This is a genomic window from Sinorhizobium sp. BJ1, assembly GCF_002531555.1.
Taxonomy (GTDB): Bacteria; Pseudomonadota; Alphaproteobacteria; order Rhizobiales; family Rhizobiaceae; genus Sinorhizobium; species Sinorhizobium fredii_B.
This window is the reverse complement of the sequence record NZ_NWTH01000002.1, coordinates 185,341-204,787: the sequence shown is the minus strand read 5'-3', so window position 1 is coordinate 204,787 and position 19,447 is coordinate 185,341. Positions and strand designations below refer to the sequence as shown.

At 61.6% G+C, this 19,447-nt stretch carries 22 protein-coding genes; 5 read left to right on the top strand and 17 right to left on the bottom strand.

Annotated features, from left to right (window positions below):
* Nucleotides 1–61: 61 nt before the first annotated feature.
* The 4 genes from CO676_RS03295 to CO676_RS35105 all read right to left on the bottom strand — a co-directional run bounded on the left by CO676_RS03295 (nt 62) and on the right by CO676_RS35105 (nt 2,562).
* Nucleotides 62–307 carry a hypothetical protein gene (locus CO676_RS03295; RefSeq protein WP_014761191.1) on the bottom strand — a complete coding sequence of 82 codons (246 nt, stop codon included), beginning with the start codon at nt 305–307 and terminating at the stop codon, nt 62–64.
* A gap of 153 nt (nt 308–460) precedes the next feature.
* The gene (locus CO676_RS03290) at nt 461–1,714 is read right to left on the bottom strand and encodes an FAD-binding oxidoreductase (RefSeq protein ID WP_014761190.1); all 1,254 of its coding nucleotides are present in this window, start codon (nt 1,712–1,714) and stop codon (nt 461–463) included.
* A 271-nt stretch (nt 1,715–1,985) separates the two neighbouring features.
* Nucleotides 1,986–2,150, bottom strand: a complete 165-nt coding sequence (locus CO676_RS03285; RefSeq protein ID WP_014761188.1) for a DUF1328 domain-containing protein — start codon at nt 2,148–2,150, stop codon at nt 1,986–1,988.
* 100 nt (nt 2,151–2,250) lie between these two features.
* Complete coding sequence (locus CO676_RS35105) at nt 2,251–2,562, bottom strand: hypothetical protein (protein ID WP_179875396.1); 312 nt, start codon at nt 2,560–2,562, stop codon at nt 2,251–2,253.
* Nucleotides 2,563–2,883: 321 nt separating this feature from the next.
* Here CO676_RS35105 and CO676_RS03275 point away from each other — a divergent pair, with 321 nt between their 5' ends.
* The gene (locus tag CO676_RS03275; protein ID WP_014761185.1) at nt 2,884–3,135 is read left to right on the top strand and encodes a YMGG-like glycine zipper-containing protein; all 252 of its coding nucleotides are present in this window, start codon (nt 2,884–2,886) and stop codon (nt 3,133–3,135) included.
* 99 nt (nt 3,136–3,234) lie between these two features.
* Here CO676_RS03275 and CO676_RS03270 read toward each other — a convergent pair whose 3' ends face one another.
* A complete protein-coding gene (locus CO676_RS03270; RefSeq protein ID WP_097519655.1) occupies nt 3,235–3,426 on the bottom strand; it encodes a NepR family anti-sigma factor in 192 nt (63 codons plus the stop codon).
* Nucleotides 3,427–3,599: 173 nt separating this feature from the next.
* Here CO676_RS03270 and CO676_RS03265 point away from each other — a divergent pair, with 173 nt between their 5' ends.
* Nucleotides 3,600–4,397 (top strand): response regulator, encoded by a 798-nt coding sequence (locus tag CO676_RS03265; RefSeq protein WP_014761183.1) that lies wholly within the window; start codon nt 3,600–3,602, stop codon nt 4,395–4,397.
* Nucleotides 4,398–4,428: 31 nt separating this feature from the next.
* On the opposite strand, the gene CO676_RS03260 is transcribed toward CO676_RS03265, so the two are convergent.
* From CO676_RS03260 to rirA, 9 genes are all read right to left on the bottom strand, one after another.
* A complete protein-coding gene (locus CO676_RS03260; RefSeq protein ID WP_097519654.1) occupies nt 4,429–5,556 on the bottom strand; it encodes an AI-2E family transporter in 1,128 nt (375 codons plus the stop codon).
* Between the two features lie 145 nt (nt 5,557–5,701).
* Nucleotides 5,702–5,872: a hypothetical protein gene (locus tag CO676_RS03255; protein WP_080605498.1), complete on the bottom strand. Its 171-nt coding sequence runs from the start codon at nt 5,870–5,872 to the stop codon at nt 5,702–5,704.
* A 153-nt stretch (nt 5,873–6,025) separates the two neighbouring features.
* Nucleotides 6,026–6,370, bottom strand: a complete 345-nt coding sequence (locus CO676_RS03250; protein WP_014761180.1) for a RidA family protein — start codon at nt 6,368–6,370, stop codon at nt 6,026–6,028.
* 180 nt (nt 6,371–6,550) lie between these two features.
* Entirely contained in the window at nt 6,551–7,378 is an 828-nt protein-coding gene (locus CO676_RS03245; protein WP_097519653.1) for a dipeptide ABC transporter ATP-binding protein, read from the bottom strand.
* Nucleotides 7,375–8,229 (bottom strand): ABC transporter ATP-binding protein, encoded by an 855-nt coding sequence (locus tag CO676_RS03240; RefSeq protein WP_014761178.1) that lies wholly within the window; start codon nt 8,227–8,229, stop codon nt 7,375–7,377. Before CO676_RS03240 ends, CO676_RS03245 begins: the two co-directional genes overlap by 4 nt.
* A gap of 1 nt (nt 8,230) precedes the next feature.
* Entirely contained in the window at nt 8,231–9,139 is a 909-nt protein-coding gene (locus tag CO676_RS03235) for an ABC transporter permease subunit (RefSeq protein ID WP_014761177.1), read from the bottom strand.
* A gap of 10 nt (nt 9,140–9,149) precedes the next feature.
* Nucleotides 9,150–10,154, bottom strand: coding sequence for an ABC transporter permease subunit (locus CO676_RS03230; RefSeq protein ID WP_014761176.1), 1,005 nt, complete (start codon nt 10,152–10,154; stop codon nt 9,150–9,152).
* A gap of 109 nt (nt 10,155–10,263) precedes the next feature.
* Nucleotides 10,264–11,859 (bottom strand): ABC transporter substrate-binding protein, encoded by a 1,596-nt coding sequence (locus tag CO676_RS03225; protein ID WP_097519652.1) that lies wholly within the window; start codon nt 11,857–11,859, stop codon nt 10,264–10,266.
* A gap of 328 nt (nt 11,860–12,187) precedes the next feature.
* A complete protein-coding gene (gene rirA / locus CO676_RS03220; protein WP_097519662.1) occupies nt 12,188–12,652 on the bottom strand; it encodes an iron-responsive transcriptional regulator RirA in 465 nt (154 codons plus the stop codon).
* A gap of 182 nt (nt 12,653–12,834) precedes the next feature.
* Here rirA and CO676_RS03215 point away from each other — a divergent pair, with 182 nt between their 5' ends.
* A complete protein-coding gene (locus CO676_RS03215; RefSeq protein WP_097519651.1) occupies nt 12,835–13,878 on the top strand; it encodes a Fe(3+) ABC transporter substrate-binding protein in 1,044 nt (347 codons plus the stop codon).
* A 222-nt stretch (nt 13,879–14,100) separates the two neighbouring features.
* Nucleotides 14,101–14,571 (top strand): acyl-CoA thioesterase, encoded by a 471-nt coding sequence (locus tag CO676_RS03210; RefSeq protein WP_048657444.1) that lies wholly within the window; start codon nt 14,101–14,103, stop codon nt 14,569–14,571.
* A 3-nt stretch (nt 14,572–14,574) separates the two neighbouring features.
* Here the strand turns inward: CO676_RS03210 and CO676_RS03205 are convergent, their stop codons facing one another.
* The 3 genes from CO676_RS03205 to CO676_RS03195 form a co-directional block, all read right to left on the bottom strand.
* Nucleotides 14,575–15,630, bottom strand: coding sequence for a M48 family metallopeptidase (locus CO676_RS03205; protein WP_097519649.1), 1,056 nt, complete (start codon nt 15,628–15,630; stop codon nt 14,575–14,577).
* A complete protein-coding gene (locus tag CO676_RS03200) occupies nt 15,620–16,738 on the bottom strand; it encodes a YjgN family protein (RefSeq protein ID WP_097519648.1) in 1,119 nt (372 codons plus the stop codon). Before CO676_RS03200 ends, CO676_RS03205 begins: the two co-directional genes overlap by 11 nt.
* 203 nt (nt 16,739–16,941) lie before the next feature.
* Complete coding sequence (locus tag CO676_RS03195) at nt 16,942–18,438, bottom strand: CoA-acylating methylmalonate-semialdehyde dehydrogenase (protein WP_097519647.1); 1,497 nt, start codon at nt 18,436–18,438, stop codon at nt 16,942–16,944.
* 113 nt (nt 18,439–18,551) lie between these two features.
* Between CO676_RS03195 and CO676_RS03190 the strand changes: the two genes are divergently transcribed.
* Entirely contained in the window at nt 18,552–19,433 is an 882-nt protein-coding gene (locus tag CO676_RS03190; protein WP_041413809.1) for a LysR family transcriptional regulator, read from the top strand.
* Nucleotides 19,434–19,447 lie beyond the last annotated feature (14 nt).

The following is a 19,447-nucleotide window of genomic DNA, read 5'->3' as shown; positions in this document are numbered from 1 at the left end:
GGCGCGCCCATCAGGCGGCCGCTCGACGAGCTCACCTCAAAACTAAAATGCAACTGTAATGTTAGTGCGCACCGGCAGTACCGACCGCTTCGCAATGATCAGTCGGCGCCGCTCTTGTCCCGATCGGCCCCCTCTGCCGCAAGACGTGCAGGGCGGCAACGGCCCGAAGCGCCTCCTCGGCCGTCGCAAATCTCCGGCCATCGAGCGGCCAGACGCTGTATTTGACAGCGACAAAACGTAATTGCCCATCGTCGGGCATCAACGCGCCCACGGCCTCGCCGGCGAATTCGATCGTCTGGTTTTTCATGGAATCGGCTCCTCCCTCGCCGCCTGAGTGACGGCGACCGGCTCAACGCAAAGCACAAGCGCACCGAATCCTCGTCTTCAGCCGCGAGGAAAACACCTCTCGGCTGCTTTGGTTCCAGGGGAGTGAAAAAAACGCTCCGGAAACCGAAGGAGCTCAAGCGAGGAAGCGATCCGGCCGGTAAGGCGCAAGGTCGACCACGGTCTTCTCGCCCGTCATCGCTTCGGCAAGCGCCCGACCGGTGACGGGGCCGAGGGTCATGCCGTGATGGGCATGACCGAAGGCGAACCACAGGCCTTCGTGCCTGGGCGCCTTGCCGATGATCGGCATCATGTCGGGCGTGCACGGCCGAGCACCGATCCAGGGTTCCTCGTCGCGCCGTTCGGCGAGCGGGAAGAATTCACGAGCGACGCGCTCGGCACGGGTCAACTGCACGGGAGTTTTCGGGGCGTCGCGCAGCGCGAATTCGGCGCCCGTCGTCAGGCGGATACCGCGCAGCATGGGCGCCAGAAAATATCCCATCTCCTCGTCCAGCACCCAGTTGTTCAACTGAGCACCATCCTTGGTGCCGTAATGCATATGATAGCCGCGTTTGACTGCAAGCGGGAAATGATAGCCGAGCTTGCGCGTCACCGTGTCGGCCCATGGGCCGAGGGCGACCACCACCTCGCGGGTTTCCAGCGGACCTTCCGGCGTCGCGACGCGCCAGCCGGCGCCTTCCAGAATATGCTCGAGCGTTGCAGCGTCGCCCGAGACAAGCCGGCCGCCGAGCGACTGGAAATAGCCGAGATAGGCCTTGTTCAGACTGTGCGGGTCGCGGATCGACCAGGGATCGGTCCAGCGCAAACCGCCGGCCAGCTCAACCTGGATAGAGGGCTCGAGGGTCTTCAACTCACTGGTCGAAAGCTTCTGGTGATTGACGCCGAATCCGGCCGAGAGCTTTTCGGCATCCTTGTAGGCGGCGTCGCGCTCCTTCTCGGTGCGGAACACCTTCATCCAGCCGTCCTTGCGGATAAGCTCGCCGGCGCCGGACGCGTCGATCAGGTCGCTGTGCTCGGCGATGGAATTCTCGATCAGCGGCGCGTAGAGATGGGCGATGCGCTGATGCTGGGTGAAGCCCGAGTGCCACCAGTACCGCGCCAGGAAAGGCACCAGGCTTGGCAGCGCGCGGAAGTGATAGCTGGCATCGATGGTGTTGTTCAGCGCGTAGCGGAAAAGCGCCCCGAAGTCGTGCGGGAAGCCATAGGGGAAAACGCCCTCCCGTTGGATGAGGCCGGCATTGCCGAACGACGTCTCCTCGCCCGCGCCGCGGCGATCGAGAAGCACCACCGATTTGCCGCGCCGCGCCAGGTGAATGGCGCTCGAAATGCCGACGATCCCGGCGCCCAATACCACTACATCAGTTTTCATAGATGATGCCCCGTTCTTTCGCCCGATGAATCGGCGCGTCACTTCTTCAGCTTGCTCATGATCTGCCCCAGGGAAGCCGGCAGCAGGGCCTGATGGAGTCGACCGGCAGGATGTTCGCATGAATAGCCAAGCGGACGAGAAGGGGCAAGGGAACAGCGCAGGCGCCACGAAAAAGGGCGAGGCGTCAGGCCCCACCCCATGAAAGAAACAAGGTCTTGGGAAACTGGCGCGGAGCAGAGAGCGATCCGCTCCGCAAGTCAGTGAACACTCGTCACGTTCGCCGGAAGATGCCCATAACGAGCGAGACCACCAGGAAGATCAGGAACAGGAAGAACAGGATCTGGGCAATTCCCGCCGAGGTGCCGGCTATGCCGCCGAAGCCGAGAACGCCGGCTATAATGGCGACCACAAGAAAGATGAGGGCATAGTAGAGCATTTGCTATCTCCTTGCCTTGGAACTGAAATCCAAACGCTCGGCCTTTCGCCTTTGTTCCGGTTTCGTCCCCAACGCCGTTAACCAGGCGGAAACCATGTGTTTAGCGAAACGAAGAAAAATCAATCCGCAATTGCGAGCCGACCCACGACAGCAGGAACCTTCGCCACAGCTTGGCGTTCTCCGGGAAACAGAGTTCCTCAGGTAAGAAATGAAAATCCCTTCGCGACATATACTCAAAACGGTGACAGAGATCCCCCGGCACGCAGTGGATATGCGCAACCATAATCTGCACATCGGCAGAACGCTGCGTGAGCTTGAGATGCACACGGAAGGAAAGAGCAACGAGCGTCTCCAGGCCCTGCTCGAGAACCTGGAACGGACCGAGCGCGGATCCCGTCGCTAGAGCGGTCATTTTCCCGAATGCTGTACAGATGAGATTTCAGCTCCGGCCGGCCCGGGCGGCAACAACCGGGCGTGGCACCCCGAGGTCGCGCGGAACAAAAGGCGGTAATCGGCGTTCTGACAACGATAACGAGCGCCGCAGCGGCGACAGCTACAAGGGAGTCGGGAAATTGCAAGTCTTCGCCGCCCCTATTCTGGTGCTCCCGGCAGACGCCGACTCACCCTGCTTTCTGCAATCGTCCTCGCGATCTTCATTCCGGCCGGTTTCGACCGGACCGTTTCGCCGCCCCGTGCCCATTTTCGATCAACCAACCTCGGATAGGAAAGCACCATGAAGAAGATCCTTCTCGTCGTCAGCGTAATTCTTCCGCTTGCTGCTGCGTGCACGCAAACGGAAAGGGGTGCTGCGATCGGCGCCGCTTCCGGCGGCATCATCGGTGGGGCCATATCGAACGATGTCAGGGGTGCTGCGGTCGGCGCGGCGGTCGGTGGTGTTGCCGGCGCCCTTATCGGCCGTGCGAACGAGCCCGGCTACTGCGTCTACCGCGACCGCTACGGCCGCCGTTACACCGCGCGTTGCTGACAACGACCTCGCGAAAGCGGATTTGCGGCGGTAGCTTCGTCATCATTCCGCGGGGCACGCGGCCCTCCCCGGGCGGGAGGGCCGGAGAATTTCCTTTCGTCAATCGCCTGTTTGCGCCCTCTCGGCCTCGTCGAGGCGCCGGAGGAGGTCGATGAGCTGTTGCGGCACGGGCTCCGACTCGACAGCCTGATAAAGTGCTCTCAACCTGGAAGCGACTGCGCCATTCGCATCGCTTTTCCTGGCGCCGGCAGCCAATACGCCTCGCGCGCGCCCGTTGGACTCATCGTTCATTTTTCAATTCCGAATACCGAAGGCTCAAATCCCCCGGCTGTTTTCCATTCGTATATTGCAGTCTGCAAACCGTTTCCTACATTCGGAAGACGCGTGCACTACATTGACGTATCCTGCGTCACGCCACCGCCCATAAGTGCCGACTTTACGCACAATAGTTTAGGAAGGCCTAAATGTCACTTTCCACCAGGATTGCGCCACATCTTCCTTACCTTAGGCGTTACGCCCGCGCCGTCACAGGTTCGCAAGCGGCAGGCGATGCCTATGTCGCCGCCGTCTTGGAAGCGCTGATCGAAGACATCAACCGTTTCCCCTCGGCATCGAGCGACCGGATAAGCGTATACAAGCTTTTCTGTTCGCTCTTCGACAAGCTGAAGGTCGATCGATCCAATCTGACCTCGCCATTCGCCTGGGAGCAGAGGGCCGCCGCCAATCTGTCGCTGATCGCGCCGGCGCCACGACAGGCATTCCTGCTGATCTCAGTCGAAGGTTTTTCTAGCGCCGAGGCCGCTGAAATCATGTCGGTCGACCAGGGCGCGTTTGCCAAACTACTGGCCGGCGCCTCGGAAGAGATTTCGCGCCAGGTGGCCACCGATATCATGATCATCGAAGACGAGCCGCTCATCGCCATGGACATCGAGGACATGGTGACGAGCCTGGGGCATCGGGTCACGGGCATTGCCCGCACGCATCGCGAGGCAATCGATATCTATCGGCAGACTTCGCCCAAGATGATTCTCGCGGATATCCAGCTCGCCGACGGGAGCTCCGGCATCGACGCGGTCAACGACATTCTGACGCAGGCGGCCGTCCCGGTGATCTTCATTACCGCTTTCCCCGAACGGCTGCTGACGGGCAACAAGCCGGAGCCGGCCTTCCTCGTGACCAAGCCTTTCAACCCGGAGATGGTCAAGGCGCTGATCAGCCAGGCGCTGTTCTTCGACGAACAAGCACAGGCGGGAAGTCGCTAGACTAAGACTAAGACTGGAGCCTTTCATGACTTCACCCGGGCAGTTGCGGTTCCGGGGGAACCTCGCGCAGTTGCTCGAAGATGGTCATGGCGATCAGTGACAGCGGCATCGCGAGGATGGCCCCGACCGCCCCCCACATCCATGTCCAAAACAGGATCGCGACGAAGATCAGGAAGGGATTGACTTCGAAGCGCCGTCCGAGGATCGCCGGGAAGACCAGGTTCTCCATGGCCAGATGGATAAGAAAGAAGACGGTCGCCGGCGCGAACGCCAGCACCAGCGCGTCATGGGCCATCAAGCCCCCCACGAGCAGCGACAGCGTCATGAACGTGACCCCGAGATAGGGAATGAAGCTCGAGACAAAGGCGAAGAGCCCCCACAGGGGCGGCATTGGCAGCCCGCCGACCAGGGCGATCATCATGGTGAAGCCGCCCAGCGCCAGATAGATCAGGCTGGCCGTCGAGAAATATCGCGTCAGCCCGTCCTCAAGGGCATTCATGATCCGGATCGAGCTCAGACGGCCCTCGCGGCTCGGAAATGCCAGGATGATGGTGCTGCGCAACTGGACGCGACCGAGCAGGAACAGGACGAGGGCAGCAAGGAAAATCAGCGTCTGGATCAGCGCCGGCGTGACGCTCGCCGCGATCGCGCCGAGAAACGGGCCCGCATTCTTGACAATGACGTCCGCAAAGGCATCGGCGCCGATGCTTCGCGCGAGCGCAATCCGCCCCCACTCGAAACGCTCTATGAAGGGCAGCACGCGTTCCACCACGCCTTCGGCCAGTCTCGGCGCCTCGCGCGCAACTTCGGTGATCGGCCTCAGGAGCGCATTGACGAGCGAAGAGAGACCGAGCACGAAGAAAAGCGCCAGCAAGAGGCCGCCAAGGATCGGCGGAAGGCCGAAGCGCGCCAGCTCGTCGGCTGCCCTGCCGAGCACGATCCCGACAACGATGGCGAAAGCAATGGGCATCAGGATAGCCGCCATGGCGTAAACGACTGCCGAGCAAGCGACGATGAACAACCCGACGATGCTCCAGGCGACGAGGAGATCCATTCCATCGCGCTTGCGGGCCGCCGCCTTCGTCGCCTCGGCCAAGGCGATTTCCTTTTCGGCGTTGCGCTTGCCGCTACGGACAGCTGCTACACTTTTGGCGTCCATCGATACGCCTCTTCAAGCTGCACTTGCTTCGGCTCCCGCTTTCTTCTCACGCGTGCCATGAACCGCCGACCACGCGTCTGCAGCGCTAGGCCGACATCAGGAAGCCGTGGGCAGTTCTCCGCCCATGGTTTCGGCGGCCCCGTGATCAATGCTTTTCGGGCGGAAATATGTGGAGCGTCACGGAAAGCAGCCCCAGCCCCACAAGGATTATCAACAACGTGTAGGCAACCTCCTCCGAGGTCCGCGGGAACAGGCCAAAGCCCAGAATCACCCCGGCGATCAGCAGCAAACAAAGCCGCGGCAGCCAATAGACCATGGGCGATTCCTCCACGTGCGGAATGATCCGATAAACGCTTCGAAGAGGGGAATCGTTCCTGCTGTGCCGCACCGGCAACGCGCGGCAAAACGCCGCCGGACTGTCCAGCCGGCGGCGTTCAAATACACACGTTACGTGGCGTGACGTGGCCCCTCAGAGGGCTGCCGTCACGATGACCTCGACAAGGTATTCCGGTGTCGCGAGCTTGGCCTCGCCGGTGGCGCGGGCAGGCGTATGGCCCTGCGGCACCCAGCCATCCCAGACGGAGTTCATCTTGGCGAAGTCCGCCATGTCAGCGAGCCAGACGGTGGCGGAGAGGATGCGCGTCTTGTCGGTTCCGGCGAGCGCCAGCAGGCGATCCACTTCGGCGAGCGCCTGCTTGGTCTGAGTGACGACATCGTCTCCAGCGTTGCCCACCTGGCCGGCCAGATAGACCGTGTTGTTGTAGACCACGGCCTGGCTCATCCGCGGACCGGTTTCAAAGCGCTTGATTTCCATATTGGTCATCCTGGTGTTGGGCCGAACAAGGAATTGCCGGCCAGTTCGGCTGCCCGCCGCCAAGGCCAGAATACAGTAGCGGCGCAGATGCTCTACACGATCAGGATGAGAACGCCAACAAGCCGCACTCGCGTAGGAGACGCGAATTGCTGGATTTTCTACCGATCCGTTTGGAGCCGCTCAAGCGGCATTCTTCCGGGCGAGCCGCGCCCTGATACTCTCCACATCCGCCCGCGGCGTGGCCGCAAACAGCGTCTTCGTGTAGCTGTGCTGCGGATTGGAAAACACCTCGTCGCGGCTGCCATATTCGACGGCCTCGCCGTAATACATTACCATCACGTCGTCGGCGATGTAGCGTACCACCGAGAGGTCGTGGCTGATGAAGACATAGGTGAGCTTGAACTCGTCCTGCAGGTCGGCAAGCAGGTTCAGGACCTGCGCCTGAACGGAGAGATCGAGCGCCGAGACGGGCTCGTCCAGCACCAGCAGCTTGGGATTGAGCATCAGGGCGCGGGCGATGGCGATGCGCTGCCGCTGGCCGCCGGAGAACATGTGCGGATAGCGGTTATAATGCTTCTCCTCGAGGCCGACCTTCTTGAGCATCGTCATCGCCAGCTCGCGGCGCTCGCCGGCGGGAACCTTGGTGTTGATGACGAGCGGTTCGGCAAGGATGTCGCCGATCTTCTGGCGCGGATTGAGGGAACCATAGGGGTTCTGAAAGACAATCTGCACCTTGCGGCGCATCTCAGACGTCAGGCCGTCCCTGGCGATATCCACCTTCTTGCCGTCGATCAGCAGCTCTCCCGCGGTGGCCGGGTCGATAAGCGTGATGATGCGTCCGAGGGTCGACTTGCCGCAGCCGCTTTCGCCGACGATCGCCAGCGTCTTCCCCTCGTCGACGGTGAAGCTGACGCCCTTCAACGCGTGGACGGTGCGCGCCCTGCGAAACAGACTGCCCGGGATGTGATAGTCGCGCAGCAGGTTACGGGCTTCGAGAACGTGCGTCATCGAGCGGCTCCCTCGAGCGTCTGCTGTTCATTGAAAAGTTCGGAGATCGTCGGCAACCGATCCCCGGTGGCGTTTTCCGGGAGGGCGGCGAGAAGCGCGCGCGTGTAGTTGCTCTTCGGCGCCGCGAACAGCGACAGCACATCCGCCTCCTCGATCTTGCGGCCCTTGTACTGGACGACGACGCGATCGGCCGTTTCCGCGACGACACCCATATTGTGGGTGATCATGATCAAGCCCATGCGGTATTCCTGCTGCAGCTTCATCAGAAGGTCGAGAATCTGCTTCTGGATCGTGACGTCGAGCGCTGTCGTCGGCTCGTCGGCGATGAGGAGCTTCGGATTGCAGGCAAGGGCAATCGCGATCATCACGCGCTGGCACTGCCCGCCCGACATCTGGTGAGGAAAATGCCCGAGGCGCTCGGCGGGATCGGGAATGCCGACGGCCTCGAAGAGCTCGATGGCGCGCTTGCGCCGCGCCGCCCGATCGAGGCCCATATGGATACGTAGCACTTCCTCGATCTGGAAGCCGACCGTAAAGCACGGATTGAGGCTTGCGATCGGCTCCTGGAAGATCATCGCGATGTCCTTTCCGACGATCTTGCGGCGCTCGGCCGACGGCATTTTCAGGAGATCCCGCCCGTTGAAGGCGAGCTTGTCGGCCGTCACCTTCGCGGTCCAGGGCAGGAGCCCCATCGCCGCCAGCATGGACACGGACTTGCCCGAGCCGGATTCCCCGACGATCGCCAGAACCTCGCCCTCATGGACCTTGAGCGAGACGCCGTCGACGGCCCGGAATGGCCCGGTTGCCGTCTGGAATTCGACGACGAGATTTTCGATTTCGAGAAGCGCCATGTCAGGACCTCTTCAGCTTGGGGTCGAGAGCATCACGCAGGCCATCGCCCATCAGATTGATCGCCAGCACCGTCACGAGGATTGCGAGGCCGGGGAGCGTGACGACCCACCAGGCACGCAGAATGAACTCGCGGGCTTCCGCCAGCATCGTGCCCCATTCCGGCGTCGGCGGCTGTGCGCCCATGCCGAGGAAGCCGAGCGCCGCGGCGTCGAGAATGGCGCTCGAAAAGGAGAGTGTCGCCTGGACGATCAGCGGTGCCATGCAATTCGGCAGGATGGTTTTGAACATCAGCCTCAGGTGCCCCGCTCCGGCCACCTTCGCCGCGACAACGTAATCCCTGGTCTTCTCGGTCATCACGGCCGCTCGCGTCAGGCGAACGAAGTGGGGCTGGAAAACGAGAGCGATCGCGATCATCGCATTGGTGAGGCCCGGCCCGAGCACTGCCACCAGAACGAGCGCGAGTAGCAGCGACGGAAAGGCCAGAATGATGTCCATGATCCGCATGATGACGGTGTCCACCCATCCGCGGAAATAACCGGCGATGACGCCGACAAGGATGCCGCCCGTCAGCGACAATGTGGTCACGATAACGCCGACGAACAGCGAAAAGCGCGTGCCGTAGATGAGACGGGAGAGCATGTCGCGGCCGACGGCGTCCGTTCCGAGAAGGAACGCGGCGCGGCCGCCCTCCTGCCAGAAGGGCGGAAGCAGAACGGATTCGCGGTACTGGATGGTCGGATCATGCGGTGCGACGAGCGGAGCGCACAGGGCGAGCACCACCAGAAACAGAAAGAACATCAGGCCTATGACGGCGCCGCGGTTCTCCGAAAAATAGTACCAGAATTCGGCGAGACGCGCCCGGCGAGACGGATCGGTCGATATGGGGCTTGTTGCGGTAATTTCGGTCATATCGCCCTCCTCAATGCCGGATGCGGGGGTTGATCAGCCCATACAGCAAATCAACGGCAAGGTTCACCAGCATGATGACAGCGGCGATGATCAGCAGCCCGCCCTGAATGACGGCGTAGTCGCGCCGGAACACTGAATCGACCATCCACTTGCCGATGCCCGGCCAGGAGAAGATGCTTTCCGTCAGGATGGCGCCAGCCAGCATCACACCGATCTGCAGGCCGATGGTGGTCACGACCGGAATCAGCGCATTGCGCAAGGCATGGATGCCAACCACCCGGAAGGTGGGAAGGCCCTTGGCGCGGGCGGTGCGAACGTAGTCTTCCGAAAGCACCTCCAGCATCGCCGAACGGGTCTGGCGCGCGATGACGGCGAGCGGAATGGTGCCGAGCACGATCGTCGGCAGGACCAGATGACTGAAGGCCGACTGGAACGCCCCCTCCTGCCCCGACAAAAGGGAATCGACCAACATGAAACCGGTGACCGAAGGAAAGAAGAACATCAGCGAAATACGCCCGGACACCGGAGTCCACTGCAACATGCCGGAGACGACGATGATCAGCAGGAGGCCCCACCAGAAGATCGGCATCGAAAAGCCGACCAGCGCGGTGCCCATGATCAACTGGTCCAGGATGGAGCCCCGCTTGATTGCCGCAATCACGCCGGCCGGAATGCCGAGGACGACGGCGAAGATGATGGCGCAGAGCGAGAGCTCGACGGTGGCCGGGAAGAGCTCCAGGAATTGGTCGATCACCGGCTTCTTGGTGACGATCGACACCCCGAAATCGCCGCGAAGCACACCCCAGAGGTAATCCAGGTACTGCATGACGATGGGGCGATCGAAGCCCAATTGGTGAGAGATTTCGGCGTGCCGCTCCGGCGACATCACCCGTTCGCCGGAAAGCAGCGCCACGGGATCGCCCGGAAGCAAGCGGATGAAGGAGAAGGCAATGATCGAGACCCCGATAAAGGTCGGGATCAGCACTGCCAAGCGCCCCAGCAAGAATCGAAACATAGTCAAACCTCATGCCATAATCGCTGCGGCCGCGCTGCTGCAGCATTGGCAAAAAGGAAGAGGGGCGCTCGCCCAACGGCAAACGCCCCCTTCGGGTCAGTCGGTCAGATTACTCTACAATATCAACGCCGTCGAAGGCAAAGTCGCCGAGCGGGCTCTGTACAAAGCCCTCGACGTTCTTGCGCATGGGGACGATCGACAGCGAGTGATCGAGCGTCGCCCAGGGCGCTTCGCGCTTGAAGACGGCCTGTGCCTCTCCATAGAGCTTGGTGCGCTCTGCGACGTCGGAGGCTTCCTTGGCCTTGGTGACCAGATCGTCGAACTCCTTGTTGCACCACTGAGCGCGGTTGTTACCGCCGACGGCATCGCAGCCAAGCAGCGTGTCAAGGAAGTTGTCCGGGTCACCATTGTCACCCGTCCAGCCGAGGATCACCGCACCGTCGCGGTCCTTGGCCTTCGACTTCTCGAGGTATTCGGCCCACTCATAGGAGACGATCTCGACCTTGACGCCGATCTTGGCGAAGTCGGCCTGCATCAGTTCGGCGGCGCGACGGGCATTGAGCATGTAAGGCCGCGCGACCGGCATTGCCCAGACCTTCATCGACAGATCCTTGACGCCGGCATCCTCGAGCATCTTCTTGGCGACTTCCGGCTCGTAGGTGTCGTCTTCGATTTGCTCGTTATAGGACCACATCGTCGGCGGAATCGGGTTTGTCGCCGGCTGCGCCTGTCCCTGGAAAACGGCATCGACGATCGCCTGCTTGTTGATCGCCTTGTTCAGCGCCTTGCGGACTTCAACCTTGTCGAACGGAGGCTGCGTCGTGTTGTAGGCGAGATAGGCGACGTTGAGGCCGGCCTGTTCCATCACTTTGAGGTTCGGATCGGCTTTCATCGCCCCGACATCGGCCGCATTCGGGTAGGGCATCAGGTGGCATTCGCCGGCCTGCAGCTTCTGGAAGCGAACGGCGGCATCCGTGGTGATCGCGAAGACCAGATCATCGATCTTCTGCTTTCCGCCCCAATAGTCCGGATGGGCCTTGTAGCGGATGACCGCATCCTGCTGATAGCCGACGAAGGAGAACGGACCGGTGCCGAGCGGCATCTGGTTCAACTGGTTCATCTTGCCTTCAGCCTGCAGCTTGTCGGCATATTCCTTGGACATGATCGAAGCGAAGGGCATCGCCAGGTTGGCGAGGAACGGCGCCTCCTTGCGCTTCAGCTTGATCTTGACCGTCATGTCATCGACCTTCTCGATCGACTCCAGCAAGTCCGGCAGCCCCATGCCGGCGAAGTATTCCCAGGATCCGCCGGTCACATAGCCGTGCCACGCATTGTCAGACTTCCACTGGCGCTCGAGCGAGAAGATCACATCGTCGGCGTTCAGCTCACGGGTCGGCGTGAAGAACTCGGTCGTCTGGAACTTGACGCCAGGACGGAGCTTGAAGGTGTATTCCAGGCCGTCGTCGGAAATCGTCCAGCTTTCGGCAAGCCCGGGCTCGGTTTCGGTCGTGCCCTTCTTGAATTCGAGTAGACGGCTATAGACGGTATGCGCGGCAGCATCGAACGTGGTGCCGGCCGTGTAGAGGCCGGGGTCAAAGCCCTCCGGCGAGCCTTCCGAGCAAAAGACGAACGTTTTTGACCAGGCAGTGCCGGCCATCAGCGTGGCAAGCGCCGTCGCTGCGAAGAGAGTCGTGAGCTTTTTCATGAGCTTGCTTCCCAGATTTGTTTTTTGTTCTCGTATTGTTTTCGAACGCGGCAGGAAATTTTCCATCCGGTCAAGGACGGATGGAACGACATTTGGCGTCGCAATGCAATAACTCGCTTAAGAAATTTGTCTATGCGAAAAATTCTTCCACAGGTAGAGGATTGAGCCGGCAGTGATTCGGAGCGGCGGCCAAGCGCAAACGGGCTCCGCGCTATAGAATAGCGCCGCGCGCCTTATCAGACGCGCAAAGGTCGCTGCAGCACTTTGAATTGCGGCATCCTTAAACCGGCTACGATTTAAGGATGCAAGCAGTAATGGACGGGAATTCTTAAGCGGCCGACGGCTGCGGGCGCGGGCCAACGTCCAGCCCGAGAAGGAAGTTGATCTGCGGCCGCGCCTTGACGAGGTCGTCGATCGTATAGCCCTTGAGCACGTCGAAGAAGGCATTCAACGCCTTGCGCAAGGCGGCATTGAGGCCACAACTGTCCACGAGAGGGCAGTCGATCTCGCCCGCCTCGAAACATTCCGCCATGGCGAAGCTGTCCTCGGTCACCTTGATCACGTCAAACAGGCTGATCTCCGATGCCGGTTTCGGGAGCCGCACGCCGCCATTGCGGCCACGCACGGTCTCGACCAATCCGGCCCTGGTCAGCGGCTGCAAGATCTTGAACAGAAACAGCTCGGAAACACCGTAAGCCTTGGCGATCTCAGGAATGCGGCTGAGCTTCTCGCCATTCGCAGCACAGTACATCAGCATGCGAACCGCGTAGTTTGTTTGCTTCGTCAGACGCATCATTCGCTCCGGAGTCGAGAATTCGTCCCCCTCATATAGGACGGAACGTAGTTTGGAACAATTCCAAAATAGGAAAAATTCACGAAGGCTTTACTTCGCCGTTTCGCCGTTGACTGTCGCTCTTCGGCGGTGGAAATATGACCCGCTTGGTTAACTTATAAGCACCACACGGAGAGAACACCATGATTGCCTCAAAAACGCTGATCGGCACCCTGTCGGTCGCGGCGGCGTTCCTTGCCCTTACGACGCCCGCCCGGGCCGACGGCGAGGTCAATATCTATTCCTACCGCCAGCCCGATCTCATCCAGCCGCTGCTCGACGCCTTCACCAAGGAGACTGGTATCACCGCCAATGTGCTCTTCCTCGACAAGGGCCTCGTCGAGCGCATTCAGGCGGAGGGGGCGAATTCTCCGGCCGACGTCATTCTGACCGTCGACATCAGCCGCCTGACCGAGGCGAAGAACGCGGGCGTGACCCAGCCGCTCGTCAACGAGACGATCAACAAGGACATCCCCGCGCATTTCCGCGACCCGGACGGCAACTGGTTCGGCCTGACGACCCGCGGCCGCGTCGTCTATGCCTCGAAGGAACGCGTGGCGCAGAACGACATCACCTATGAGGAACTCGCCGATCCGAAATGGAAGGGCAAGTTCTGCACCCGCGATGGCCAGCATTCCTATAATGTCGGCCTGTTCGCCTCGATGATCGCGCATCACGGTGAGGCCGAGACGGAGAAGTGGCTGACCGGGCTCAGGGACAATCTCTCCAAGAAGCCCGATGGCGGCGACCGTGATCAGGCAAAGGCGATCTTTGCCGGCGAATGCGATATCGCGCTCGGCAATAGCTACTATGTCGGCCTCATGCTGACGAACGAGAAGGAGCCCGAGCAGAAGGAATGGGCTTCGGCCATCAAGGTCCTCTTCCCGAACGCGAAGGACCGCGGCACGCATGTGAACATCTCCGGCATGGCGCTCGCGAAGAACGCCCCGAACAAGGAGAATGCCGTCAAGCTGATGGAATTCCTCTCGGCAGGCGAAGCGCAGAAGATCTATGCCGAGCAGGTCTTCGAGTATCCGGTGCTTCCGGGCGCCGAGCCGTCGGAAGTCGTCAAGTCCTTTGGAACCATCAAGCCGGACAGCCTGCCGCTTGCCGAAGTTGCGGCAAATCGGAAGAAGGCATCGGAGCTCGTCGACAAGATCGGTTATAACGACGGCCCGCAAGACTAAGGGGTCATTGCCAGTCAAGACGAAACAGCGGGCGCAGGCCCGCTGTTTTTCGTTTGAGCGGATCGACGATAATTCCCCCGCCACGACCGTCGCTGCATACGAAGGCGCATTGACGGGCCGCTCCAACGGTAGGATTCTCGGGCCCTTGAAAATCGCACTTGAGTGACGCGGCCTGACTCGGAGGGGACATTGGAAGAGACGAATGACAAGAGCCAGCTCGATATGGTCGTGCTGATGACCCCCGACATGGCGAACTTCAGCGGCAAGGTGCATGGCGGGGCGCTCCTCAACCTCCTGGACCGGGTCGCTTTCTCCTGCGCCTCGCGCTACTCGAAGCAATATGCGGTGACGCTCTCCGTCGACCAGGTGGTTTTCCGCCAGCCGATCCATGTCGGCGAGCTCGTGCATTTTCGTGCTTCCATCAATTACGCCGGCCGGACGTCGATGGAGGTCGGCATCCGGGTCGAAGCGGAGAACATCCGCACCGGCGAACGGAGACACACGAACTCCTGCTATTTCACGATGGTCGCCGTCGATGCGGAGGGCCGGCCGACGAGCGTGCCGCCTTACCGGCCGGAGCCCGGTATAAGGGAACGCCGCTACCGCGCCGCCGAGGTCAGACGGGAGCTGCGCCGGGAGTTCGAGGAGCGTTTCCGGGCTGCCGGCTCGACGGCCGCATCCGATAAGGGTTAGCTTCTAGCCCTTCCGCAATTCGGCAATTAGATCGAGGATCGCCTTGTGCCTCTCGGGCGTACCTGGATGCGTGGAGAAGATGCTCGTTTCCGAGTGATCGTCGAGCTTCGCCTCCAATAGTTCGAAGAAACGGGCGATTGCCGTCGGATCGAGACCCGCCTTCATCATCAGCTCGACGGAATGCCGGTCCGCCTCAGCTTCCGCGGCGCGCGAATAGGAAAGCGCGAGAAGGCCGCCGCCCTCCACCAGGACGTCCTCGGCGCCCGAGCCTATATCGCCGGCGATCAGCATGATGAGTGCGGCAACCCCGGCGGCGCGATAGATCTGCCGGAGGCTGTGCTTGTGCTCGACATGGCCGATTTCGTGCGCCAGCACGCCGACGATCATCTCCGTGTCATCGCCTGCAAGCTCCACGAGCTCGTCCGTGAGGATGAGCGTTCCGTCAGGCAGCGCGAAGGCATTGGGGCCGATCGGCCCACCTTCACGGAAGTTCAGCGTATAGGCCACCCTGCCAGCCGCCGAAACGCTGGCGATGCGACGGAAGCCGTCGACAATCCTGCCGCGCCGCGCCTCATCCAGTTTCGACTCGCCGAGCAGCGTCCTGTCCATGGTTTCGAGCGTGCTCGCCGACATGATGCGGGGCAAGATCGGCGGCGTGACGACGACGGCAACCTCCACCAGGGCTGGCAACGCGTAACGGTAGATCAACGTGCCAAGCAGGATGGTCGCCGCCACGAAGGCAATCAGCCGCGGGTGGAAGCGCTCCAGCCGATGGACGATCCCCGCCCCGGCCCGCCCCTTGCGCGAAAGAAACCGGTCGATTGCCTCGTTGTCGTCGGTCTCGAAGAGCGAACCGTCGGGGAAAGTGACCCTTCGCGGGACTCGGCCGACCCGTGCGGAGATGTCAATGGTCGACAGGCTGCCCCCGGCGAGTTCGGCACCGGTTTCATCGCTGGCGACCAGGCGGTCTCCGGCCTCGACGAGACCGGAGGTGACCGAGCGGCTCGATCCGGGGGGATGCCACTCGCCAAGCGCAAAGGCCAAATTGTCAGAAGCCAAAGTCGAAGCCTTCGATATCCATGAATTCGGCGCCGACCGCCGAACCTTCCTGGGCGATCGCCGAGAAGATTTCGCCAACATTGCCGTCGAAGCGGACGCCGGTATGCTCGTTGACGTAGCGCGCCATCCGAACGGCAGCCCAAGGCCGCATCAGCCCGATTGTAACAAGCGTGACGACGAAGTTCGAGATGGCGATCCACGTATAACGCAGGCGCGACAGGTCGCTCAGGAGCCGGTGCTTGCCGTCGAAGGTGGTGGCGGACCAGGCAACGTTGCGCACGCCGGCTCGATAGACAAGCGCCGCGACGCCGAAGATCGACAGGATTAAGACGTAGCCAAGAACTGCCAGCACGGCGAGCGACACCTGCGCCTCCCCGGGAAGGAAATCGGGATTCTCGATGGCGGTGGAGACAAGGGCGATGTTGAGGAAGGCGATGAACCCGATGATCAACAGCCCGAGCACGAGGATCGCAGCCGAGATCCCCCAGGTCTTGTAGATCGCCCCGACCGAGGGATCGGTCGAAAAGACCCTTTGCCCATAACGCAGGTTGCTGCCGATGTAGCGATAGGTCCAGCGGCTGGCGAGCGGCGCGAGGATCCCTAGCGTCAGCGCCGCGAGTACCGGCCCGATGATGAAAGCGAGGAAGGCACCACCGGCCCGGCCGACGAAATCGAAACGGACATTGCGGTAGCTCGTCACCCGCGCGCTGAAGCGCAAGCCCCGGGCGACGAGCCACGGAACGAAGCAGAGAAACAGCAGAACGAGCGCAATGCCGGCGAGCGGTGCGAACGTCAGCAGGACGTTGTAAAGGATCAGGTAGGCGAAGACGATGAGACGGCCAATCAGGATCTGGCCGCCTCTGGCGTGATACTCGAACCCGCGGCCGAGAAGCGCGGTATTGCCGTAGAAATAGCGATTACGGCGAACCTTGGCCCAGGCGGAATAGATGCCGAGCGTGATGATCGTCAGCAGGATGTTGACGATCCAGATCCCGAAATACTCGCTACCGCTGCCGGTAAATGAAAGGCGGTGAAAATCCCCCGGAGCCGCGCGTCCGAAACTAGCCTGGCCGACACTCTGTGCCGGCAATGGTTCTGCCAAAACCATGATCTATCCCCTAATCAAAGCCCAACGCCCAGAGTGCGAACCGCGTCATCCCGTTAGCGGCCGGCGTCAGTGAACTCAACGCATGCGCGAATCATCGTTCGGCCTCACCCGTCGATCCCGACGTTAGTTGTGCCGCTGCGCAGTATGCAACAAAAAAGAGCCTCCCAGAGGGAGGCTCGAGTGGGGGAGGATTTTCTACTCCGTCACCGCATTGTCGGGATCGAGAACTCCGCGCCGTCCTTGATACCCGAGGGCCAACGCTCGGTGATGGTCTTGGTGCGGGTCCAGAACTTGATCGAGTCAGCGCCGTGCTGGTTGAGATCGCCGAAGGACGAGGACTTCCAGCCGCCGAAGGAATGGTACGCGAGCGGAACCGGGATTGGAACGTTGACACCGACCATGCCGATGTTGATGCGGGAGGCGAAGTCACGCGCCGCATCGCCGTCGCGGGTATAGATCGCGACGCCGTTGCCGTATTCGTGCTTCATCGGAAGCGACAGGGCTTCCTCGTAGTTCTTGGCACGCACGACCGAGAGAACCGGTCCGAATATCTCCGTCTTGTAGATGTCCATGTCCGGCGTCACGTAGTCGAACAGGCAGCCGCCGATGAAATGGCCGTCCTCATAGCCCTGCAGCTTGAAATCACGGCCATCGACGACGAGCTTCGCGCCCTGTTCGATGCCGCTGTCGATCAGGCTGCGGATGCGCTGCTCGGCTTCCTTGGTGACGACCGGGCCCATATCGGCCTTTTCGTCCGTATAGGGGCCGATGCGCAGGCTTTCGACCATCGGCGTCAGCTTGTCGATGAGCCGGTTTGCGGTTTCCTCGCCGACCGGAACGGCGACCGAAATCGCCATGCAACGCTCGCCGGCAGAACCGTAGCCGGCGCCGATCAGTGCGTTGGCGGCCTGATCGAGGTCGGCATCGGGCATGATGATCATGTGGTTCTTGGCGCCGCCGAAGCACTGGGCCCGCTTGCCGTTCATCGCCGCCGTGCCATAGACATAGCGGGCGATCGGGGTCGAGCCGACGAAGGAGACGGCGGCGATGTCGGGATGCGTCAGGATCGCGTCGACCGCGCCCTTGTCGCCGTTGACGACGTTCAAGACACCAGCCGGCAGGCCGGCTTCGATCATCAGTTCGGCGAGGCGGATCGGCACAGACGGATCGCGCTCGGACGGCTTCAGGATGAAGGCGTTGCCGCAGGCGATCGCCGGGGCGAACATCCACATCGGGATCATCGCCGGGAAATTGAACGGCGTGATGCCGGCGCCGACGCCGACCGGCTGGCGGATCGAGTACATGTCGATGCCGGGACCGGCGCCCTCGGTGAACTCGCTCTTCTGCAGGTGCGGAATGCCGATGACGAACTCGCAGACCTCGAGGCCGCGCACGACATCGCCCTTGGCGTCGTCGATGGTCTTGCCATGCTCGCGGGAAAGCAGCTCGGCCAGCTCGTTCATGTTTTCGTTGAGGAGCTGGACGAACTTGATGAAGACGCGGGCACGGCGCTGCGGGTTGGTGGCGGCCCACTTGACCTGCGCGGCCTTGGCGCTCTCGACGGCGGCGGCAAGTTCCGCGTCGCTCGCGAGCGCCACCGTACCCTGAACCTCGCCCGTCGCCGGGTTGAAGATGTTGCTGACGCGGCCACTCTGGCCGGCGACGCGCTTGCCGTCGATGAAATGTCCTACTTCATACATGGGTTTTCCTCCTGGTCTTGATCTCGGGTGCATGATCGCACTACGATTTCAACAAATCAATTTCCGATATTCAGAAACCGTTGTGCAAAAATTAAAGTCCAAGGAGCAACGTCATGGACTGGGACGACGTCAGGGTGTTTCTCGCGGTGGCGCGAACGGGCCAAATTCTCGCCGCTTCGAAGAGGCTCGGTATCAATCACGCCACCCTCAGCCGGCGCGTCACCGCGCTCGAGGAGACGCTGAAGACGCGCTTGCTCGTGCGGCGCCCGAACGGCTGCGAGCTGACCGCCGAGGGCGAGATTTTCCTTTCGGCCGCCGAGCGCATGGAAACCGAAATGCTCGCGGCTCAATCGCAGATCGGGCGGATCGACACGGCGATCGCCGGCACGGTGCGCATCGGCGCACCTGACGGCTTCGGCGTCTCCTTCCTGGCGCCGCGGCTCGGTCGGCTGACTGCGCGCCACCCGGAGCTCAAGCTGCAACTCGTGCCGGTTCCGCGCTCCTTCTCGCTGTCGCAGCGCGAGGCCGACATCGCCATCACCATCGAGCGGCCCGAACAGGGACGTCTCGTTTCGTCCAAGCTCACCGATTATACACTGGGGCTCTACGCATCGGCGGATTATCTTGCCCGCTACGGCACGCCGCAAACGATCGACGATCTGAAAAGCCACCGGCGGATCGGCTATGTGGAGGACCTGATCTTCACGCCGTCGCTCAATTTCTCGGCGGAGGTCATGCGCAGCTGGGACGCCTCCTTCGAGATCTCGAGCGCCACCGGCCAGACCGAGGCGGTCCGCTCCAGCGCCGGCATCGGCATCCTGCACAACTACATTGCCCGGCAATATCCGGAGCTCTTCCGGCTCTTGCCCGAAACGACGATCCGCCGCGCCTATTGGACCACCTATCACGAAAGCGCGCGCGAACTGGTGCGCGTGCGTACGGTCGTCTCGTTCCTGCAGGAACTGGTGACGGCGGAGCATCAGATATTTGTGTGAATTTATCGGGAGAA